Source organism: Phenylobacterium sp., assembly GCF_044372605.1.
GTDB lineage: Bacteria > Pseudomonadota > Alphaproteobacteria > Caulobacterales > Caulobacteraceae > Phenylobacterium.
Genome location: NZ_JBILRO010000179.1, coordinates 1 through 7,219 on the forward strand (window position 1 = coordinate 1; position 7,219 = coordinate 7,219).

The 7,219-nt window shown below is 65.2% G+C and carries 9 protein-coding genes; 8 read left to right on the forward strand and 1 reads right to left on the reverse strand.

Going from position 1 to position 7,219, the window contains the following annotated elements:
• The 6 genes from ACIQ42_RS13550 to ACIQ42_RS13575 form a co-directional block, all read left to right on the forward strand.
• A partial coding sequence (locus ACIQ42_RS13550; RefSeq protein ID WP_397422753.1) for a phosphoribosylaminoimidazolesuccinocarboxamide synthase occupies positions 1 to 227 on the forward strand: 227 nt, incomplete at its 5' end.
• Position 228: 1 nt separating this feature from the next.
• A complete protein-coding gene (gene purS / locus ACIQ42_RS13555) occupies positions 229 to 468 on the forward strand; it encodes a phosphoribosylformylglycinamidine synthase subunit PurS (RefSeq protein WP_397404507.1) in 240 nt (79 codons plus the stop codon).
• Positions 465 to 839 (forward strand): hypothetical protein, encoded by a 375-nt coding sequence (locus ACIQ42_RS13560; protein WP_397422755.1) that lies wholly within the window; start codon positions 465 to 467, stop codon positions 837 to 839. Before purS ends, ACIQ42_RS13560 begins: the two co-directional genes overlap by 4 nt.
• The gene (purQ, locus tag ACIQ42_RS13565) at positions 836 to 1,498 is read left to right on the forward strand and encodes a phosphoribosylformylglycinamidine synthase subunit PurQ (protein ID WP_397422757.1); all 663 of its coding nucleotides are present in this window, start codon (positions 836 to 838) and stop codon (positions 1,496 to 1,498) included. The genes ACIQ42_RS13560 and purQ overlap by 4 nt, the downstream gene beginning before the upstream one ends.
• Before the next feature lie 157 nt (positions 1,499 to 1,655).
• Positions 1,656 to 2,693, forward strand: coding sequence for a phosphotransferase (locus ACIQ42_RS13570; protein WP_397422758.1), 1,038 nt, complete (start codon positions 1,656 to 1,658; stop codon positions 2,691 to 2,693).
• A 10-nt stretch (positions 2,694 to 2,703) separates the two neighbouring features.
• Positions 2,704 to 2,976 carry a hypothetical protein gene (locus ACIQ42_RS13575; protein ID WP_397422760.1) on the forward strand — a complete coding sequence of 91 codons (273 nt, stop codon included), beginning with the start codon at positions 2,704 to 2,706 and terminating at the stop codon, positions 2,974 to 2,976.
• A 534-nt stretch (positions 2,977 to 3,510) separates the two neighbouring features.
• On the opposite strand, the gene ACIQ42_RS13580 is transcribed toward ACIQ42_RS13575, so the two are convergent.
• Positions 3,511 to 4,548 (reverse strand): NADP-dependent oxidoreductase, encoded by a 1,038-nt coding sequence (locus tag ACIQ42_RS13580; RefSeq protein ID WP_397422762.1) that lies wholly within the window; start codon positions 4,546 to 4,548, stop codon positions 3,511 to 3,513.
• Between the two features lie 121 nt (positions 4,549 to 4,669).
• Here ACIQ42_RS13580 and ACIQ42_RS13585 point away from each other — a divergent pair, with 121 nt between their 5' ends.
• Together ACIQ42_RS13585 and ACIQ42_RS13590 are read left to right on the forward strand one after the other, a co-directional pair.
• The gene (locus ACIQ42_RS13585) at positions 4,670 to 5,641 is read left to right on the forward strand and encodes an endonuclease/exonuclease/phosphatase family protein (RefSeq protein WP_397422763.1); all 972 of its coding nucleotides are present in this window, start codon (positions 4,670 to 4,672) and stop codon (positions 5,639 to 5,641) included.
• Positions 5,642 to 5,716: 75 nt separating this feature from the next.
• Entirely contained in the window at positions 5,717 to 7,147 is a 1,431-nt protein-coding gene (locus tag ACIQ42_RS13590; RefSeq protein WP_397422764.1) for a spinster family MFS transporter, read from the forward strand.
• The last annotated feature ends 72 nt before the right edge of the window (positions 7,148 to 7,219 follow it).

Consider the following 7,219-nt stretch of genomic DNA (forward strand, 5'->3'; position numbering starts at 1 on the left):
AGGTCGAGTTCGGGCGCATCTACGAGAACGACTTCCCGCGCACCATCCTGGCCGATGAGATCAGCCCTGACAGCTGCCGCCTCTGGGACAGCGTGACCAACGAAAAGCTCGACAAGGACCGGTTCCGCCGCGACCTGGGCAATGTGATCGAGAGCTACACCGAAGTAGCGCGGCGCCTCGGCATCATGAAGGAAATGCCCACCGTGATTCAGGGAGGCCTCCACTAGGATGCGCGCGAAAGTCCACGTTTTCCTGAAACCGGGCGTCCTCGACGTCCAGGGCAAGGCCGTTGAACAGGCCCTGCATGGCCTGGGCTGGGCGGGTGTCGAACATGTGCGCGTCGGCCGCACCATCGAGTTTGACCTCGCCGCAACAGACGCGGCATCCGCCGAGGCGGAGGTCAAGGCCATGTGCGAGAAGCTCCTGGCCAACACCGTGATCGAAAGCTACCGCGTGGAGCTGGCGTGAGGTGTTGGGCGGCAACCCTCTCCGCCCTTAGCCTGACCGCGTGCGCCCCCGCCGCCGAGCCCGAACCCACCTACCTGGGCCTCGACTGCACCCTGCCCTTCGAACCCCAGGCCGCCGCCCTCGCCGCCCAACCGCACCTGACGCCCGCGCCCAAGGATCCCGCAGAACCCTACCGGTTCTATTCCAGCACCGATGGCCGGACGTCGTATCTCATCACGGTCAAGGGCGCACCGGGTCACCCGGCGATCATGATGCAGAAGGCCAAGGGCGGCGATATCGTCACCACCGGCTGCCCTTACGGCGACGCCAGGGGTTACGAGCAACTCCACGCCTACCTCGACAGCCTCAAAACCTGGAGACGCAACAAATGAAAGCTGCCGTCATCGTCTTCCCCGGTTCCAATTGCGACCGTGACTGCAAGGTTGCGATCGAGCGGTCCACGGGCGCCCACGTCGATATGGTCTGGCACGGCGACACGGCCCTGCCAGATGCTGTGGACCTGATCGTCCTGCCGGGCGGATTTTCCTATGGCGACTACCTTCGCTGCGGGGCCATGGCCGCGCTGTCGCCGATAATGGCCGAGGTGAAGGCCGCCGCCGAGCGGGGTGTGGCCACCGTCGGCATCTGCAACGGCTTCCAGGTGCTGTGCGAAGCGGGAATGCTACCGGGCGCGCTATTGCGCAATGAGAAGCTGAAATATGTCTGCAAGGCCGTCGATCTGGAGGTCACCAACGCCCAGACCCGCTACACCGCTGGCTATGCAGGCCGCCGTAAGGTGACCATGACCGTCGGCAACGGCGAGGGCAATTTCTTCGCCGACGAAGCCACCCTCGACCGGCTGGAGGGTGAGGGCCAGGTCGTGTTCCGCTACCTTGAGAACCCCAATGGATCTGCCCGCGATATTGCCGGCATCGTCAATGCCCGTGGCAACGTGCTGGGCCTGATGCCCCACCCCGATCGCGCTTTCGAGCCCGAACTGGGTTCAGCGGACGGGGCGCTGCTGTTCCAGAGCGCGCTGGCCAGCGCGTAACGCCCGCGCCACTTTGTCCGCATCTTCGGCTCGAGCCCGAGCATGCCGAACCAGCGCCGGGACCGCCTCGTAGATCGAGCCGCCAGTCGTTCCGTCGAATCAGGACTTTCCCCTGCGACACGGTTGACCTCGACGCGCGCTCGGTGAGCATGCGTCCATGACCGAACTTCCAATCCGCGACGTCGTCCCCGCCCATCGCTTCGACGAAGCCCGCCTGGCCGCCTGGATGGCCGCCAACGTTGACGGCTATCAGGGGCCCCTGCGCGTCCAGCAGTTCCAGGGCGGCGCGTCGAACCCGACCTTCCTGCTGACCGGCGGAGACGGTCACCTCTACGTTCTGCGCAAGAAGCCGCCGGGCCAGTTGCTCTCCAGCGCCCATCAGGTGGACCGCGAGTACCGCGTGATGAAGGCGCTTGCCGGCCACATCCCCGTGCCCGTCATGCGCGCGCTCTGCGAGGATCCGGAGGTCATCGGCGCCACCTTCTATGTGATGGACTATCTGGAAGGCCGCATCTTCCGGGACGCCACCCTGCCCGGCCTGGCGCCCGCCGAACGGGCGGCGATCTACGACGACCTGAACGCCACCCTGGCCAAGCTCCACAGCGTGGATTTCGAGGCCGTGGGCCTCGGCGACTACGGCCGCCCCGGCAACTATTTCGAGCGCCAGGTCGCCCGCTGGACCCGCCAGTACCGCGACGCCCAGACGGAAGAGATCCCGGCCATGGAAGCCCTGATCGCCGAACTGCCCGGGCGCATACCGGCGGACCAGTCGGTGACCATCGCCCACGGCGACTACCGCCTTGAGAACGTGATGTACCATCCCACCGAGCCCCGGATCATCGCGGTGCTGGACTGGGAGCTCTCCACCATCGGCCACCCCCTGGCCGACATCGCCTACAACGGCTTCATCTGGCGCAGCCACTCTCCCGGTTGGGGCAGCCTGGATGGCGTCGACTTCGCCGCCAGCGGCATTCCCACCGAAGAGGCCTATGTCGCCGCCTATTGCCAGCGCACCGGCCGCACCGAGGGCATCGCGGACTGGCCGTTCTACATGGCCTTCGGCATCTTCCGGCTGGCCTCGATCTCCCAGGGCGTCTACCGCCGCATCCTGGGCGGCAATGCTTCCACCGAGCGCGAGGCGATCAACGGCACACCGGCCCTGGCCGAGCAGTCGCTGGAGATACTGCGGGGCTGATGAGCGGGTCTTGCGACTTTTAGTCTGCGGGATTTCGGCCGCAATCCGTGGCCATAGCCGGGAAGCCGCCGCCTTCATCAATAATGTCGGCGACGAGCGCGCCAGGCTCGCCATCGACCGCGAGCGCGGTCTGCGCGCCCGCTACGGCTTCCTGACCAACCCGCCCCACACCTACGGGGCCACGGTCCGCAAGTCGTTCCAGGCCTCTAACGGACGGCGCGTCGGGCGACTGGCGCGCCACTCCGGACTTCTGGCGTTTCAGATGGGGTGGCGGCTCCCGTAGCAAGACCTGTTTTGGGAGCGCAATGGGTGGAGCTTAGGGCTAGACGCAGGTGCGCCCGCGTAGCTCAAACGTCCACCACTGTTCCGCGCTGGCCGTAACGTAGCCGATGCGGCAGTCGGTGATAGAGCCATCGGCGTGGGTAAGCCGGATACGCCCAGAGCCTTCGCATCGCGCCGCCATGCTTCCTACGAACCACTGGCCCTGACGCTTAAGCCCAACGGGCGGCTTATCGCACAAGGTCGCTGCCGCCACGGTGACCGGCGTAGTGGCCGCGGACACATCCACGACGAAAGAATTGCGAGCATCTGAGCATCCGCCCAGCAGCAGTCCGACTGCGATAACGGGCCATTTCATGCGAAGACCATCGCCCGGATGGCAGTTCGACACAACGTCAGGCACGGCGCGCGTCCCCAAATCGGACTTTTCTGGCCTCGCCGAAGGGTCGATACCGGTCTTGGCGGCTCACATTTCAACGCGACTGTTCGGCTGGAAACCTTTCGCTGTCTTTCCATGAGCGTCAGAAGGCGGCTTACCTCAGAGCGTCGGATCCTCCCCCACTCGCACCAGCATCTTCCCGAAGTTACCCCCGCGCAGCATGTCGCCAAACGCGGCCGGCACATTCTCCAGCCCCTCGCGCATATCCTCCAGATAGCGGACCTTGCCGTCCGCCACCCAGCCCGCCATCTCGCGCAGGAAGGCATCGTGGTGATCGGCCACGAAGTCGCCGACAAACAGGTCCTTCACCGTCACGCCGCGCGCCGCAAAGATCGCCTCGCCCCGCTTCATCAGCTCGGCCCGGCCATCGACACCCGCGGCGTCGCCATAGTGGGCAATGAGGCCGCAGATGGTCATCCGCGCGCCGGGATTGAACAGCGGCAGCACCGCGTCAAACACCGCCCCGCCCACATTCTCGAAATAGACGTCCACCCCGTCCGGACAGGCCGCGCGCAGATCGTCCGCAAACGTCGGCGACAGGTGCGAGACGCAGGCGTCGTAGCCCAGCTCCTCCACCACGAACCGGCACTTTTCCTCGCGTCCGGCGATGCCCACCACGCGAGCGCCGCGCAGCTTGGCCAGCTGGCCCGCGATCTGGCCCACGCCGCCCGACGCCGCCGACACCACCGCGGTGTCGCCAGCCTTGGGATCGCCCTGCAGGATCATCCCCGCATAAGCCGTCAGCCCCAGCATCCCCAGCACGCCCACTGCCCATGAGATCCGCCCCAGCGATGGATCCAGCTTGCGCGGAACCATGTAGGAGGGCCTGGCCACCCCCTCGCCCATCAGCCCATAGGCCGACCAGCCGTTGGTGTTGAAAACGAGATCCCCCGCCGCCAGCCCGTCGATGTGGCTCTCCACCACCTGGCTCACGGTTCGCGCATGGCAGGGCGCGCCCGTGGGCTCCACCCCGCGCCGCTTGTAGCCCCACTGATAGGGATCGAGAGAGACATAGATCGTCCGGGTCAACGCCTGCCCGGGACCCGGTTTCGGCATGGCCTCTTCGCGCATCTCAAACGTCTGCGCGTCAGGCCAGGCGCCCACCGGCTTGTCGGACAGGGTCCAGTATCGGTTCATGACGTGTCTCTATCCCAATGAACCCGCAGCCTATTTCGTCGCGCTCATCCAGGGCAACAAGGATCGCTTGCGCGAATGCAACTCGTGCGCGATCCTGGAGGTCTCGTGAGGGGAACTCCACATGGCTGACGAGATCACTGATCCCCTTCCCCCGCCGGTCCAGCAGGATCTGACAGCGCTTGGCCTGCGTATGGCTCATGTTCCCGCCAAGGCTGACGACAACCTCCTGATCGCTACATGGAACATTCGCGCCTTCGGCAATCTGACAAAAAAGTGGGCCAGCATCGAAGGCGATACGCCACGCCGCGACCTGCATGCCGTCGTCCTGATTGCCGAGGTTCTGTCGCGCTTCGACGTGATCGCCGTTCAGGAGGTAAAGGCAAACCTGCGCGCATTGCGCCACGTGCTCAAGAAACTGGGGCCCCGGTGGGGCTTCGTGATGACCGACGTGACCCGAGGCAGCCCGGGTAACGATGAACGTCTGGCATTCGTGTTCGACACAGACCGGGTGAAACTCTCGGGGCTGGCCTGCGAGCTGGTCGTGCCGGAAGACCTGAACGACCCGCTGGCCGATCCCGTCAACGCGTTTCAGCGCCAGTTCGTCCGTACGCCCTATGCCGTCGGCTTCCAGAGGCGCGACCAGACCTTTGTCCTCGTCACCCTGCATGTGAACTACGGCGACAGGCCTGATGACCGGATCGGCGAACTCAAGGGCATCGCCCGCTGGCTTCGAAACTGGGCCGAGCAGATGGATGACTACGGTCAGAACCTGATCTGCATGGGCGACTTCAATATCGACCGTAAGGACGACCCGCTCTGGCAAGCCTTCACGTCAACCGGCTTAACCCCCGCACCCGGATTGGAAAAAGTGCCGCGCACCCTGTCGTCTTCGATCGAACGCCCCGACCTCAAAAGCTTCTTCGATCAGATCGCCTGGTTTCAGACCATCAAGGGCAAGCCCTATCTGACGATGAATTTCCGAAAGGCGGGAGGTATCGACTTTCAGGGCGCTGTGTTTACCGACCTCGCCCGCACCCAACTGTCCTGGCGCATGAGCGATCACTATCCGCTCTGGACGGAGTTCGGAGTCTAAAGAGCTGCGCGGCGTTGTGGTGTGCTCGAAGCATGGGTACGGTCGCAACACAGAAGCCGCTAATGAGCCCCCGACATGACCGCCAGCACGGAAACCGCCGCCGACGGCCACATCAATGGCTACGGGACCCGGGGCTACCGGACCTATGTGCTCAACGTACTGCTCGTCATCTACATCCTGAACTTCATCGACCGCAGTCTCCTGTCGGTGGTCTCACCGCAGATGAAGCCCGAACTGGGCATTTCCGACACAGCCTTCGGCCTCCTGACCGGGTTCGGATTCGCCCTGCTTTACACCGTGGTCGGCATCCCGCTCGCGCAGTTCTCCGAGACCCGTAACCGGGTCACCATCATGGCCGTATGCGTCGCCCTGTGGTCGGTGATGACCGCGCTTTGCGGACTGTCAGCAGAGATCACGATCGGCTCGGTCACTATCGGGGCGTTCTGGATCCTTCTGGCCTGCCGGGTCGGAGTCGGCATTGGCGAAGCGGGCTGCACGCCGCCCGCCAACTCCCTGATCGCAGACTATTTCCCGCCCGTCAGCCGCTCCACCGCGCTTGGCTACTATGCCATGGGCGTCACCCTGGGCGGCATGCTCGCCAACCTGCTGGGCGGCCCCATCACCGACGCCTTCGGCTGGCGTATTGCCTTTGTCGTCCTGGGCTTGCCCGGTGTCGCGGTCGCCCTGCTGATGAGGATGACCGTCAAGGAACCGCCGCGCGGCTACACCGACCCTCCCGGCACCGTGCGCCGCGCCAGCGTGCCCTTCGCCGACGGTTTCCGCGAACTGGCGTCCAAACGCTCCTGGTGGACCAACGCGATCGCCGCCACCTTCGCCGCGTTCTGCGGCTACGGGATCTCGTCTTTCCAGTCGCTGTTCGTCAATCGCACCTTCGGCCTCACCGCCGGTGAGGCCGCAGTGTGGATCAATGTGCCGGCCGCGCTCGCTGGCTCAGTGGGGGCGCTTGCGACCGGCTGGCTGGCCGAACGCCTCTCGCGTCGGTACCCGAACGCCATCGCCTGGCTGCCTGGATACGGCATGATCCTGGCCGTTCCCTTCTATGTACTGGCGTTCAGCACCGACAATCTGTGGATCTGCGCCATCGGCCTCTGCCTCGGTGGCCTGTCGAAATATGGCTACCTCGCCGCGCAATATACGATTGGCCAGGGCGTGGTCTCGGCCCAGGTGCGCGCGGTGTCCACCGCCGTGATGCTCTTCGTCATCAATCTGTTCGGCTACGGTTTCGGGCCGCTGTTCATCGGGGCTCTGAGCGACGGCATTTTCAGCGCCAAGGTCGCTGACCTCGGCGCCTCCGAACTGACCCGCAAGGCCTGCGAGGGCGTCGCCCGCGCGGCGCTGTCACCGGAACTCCAGGGCGTCTGCAACATCGCTCATCCGGAGAGCCTCCAGGACGCCCTGATGCTCACCTCACTCCTCTATGCAGTCGGGGGCGGCTTCTTCCTGCTGACCTGCCGCTGGCTGCAGCGCGACATGGTGTCGAAATAGGGAGGCCTATCGCCCCCCGCCCCGAGTCCCGCTAGAACCCCCGCCATGAGCTCCGCCCCCGCCAAAAGCCTG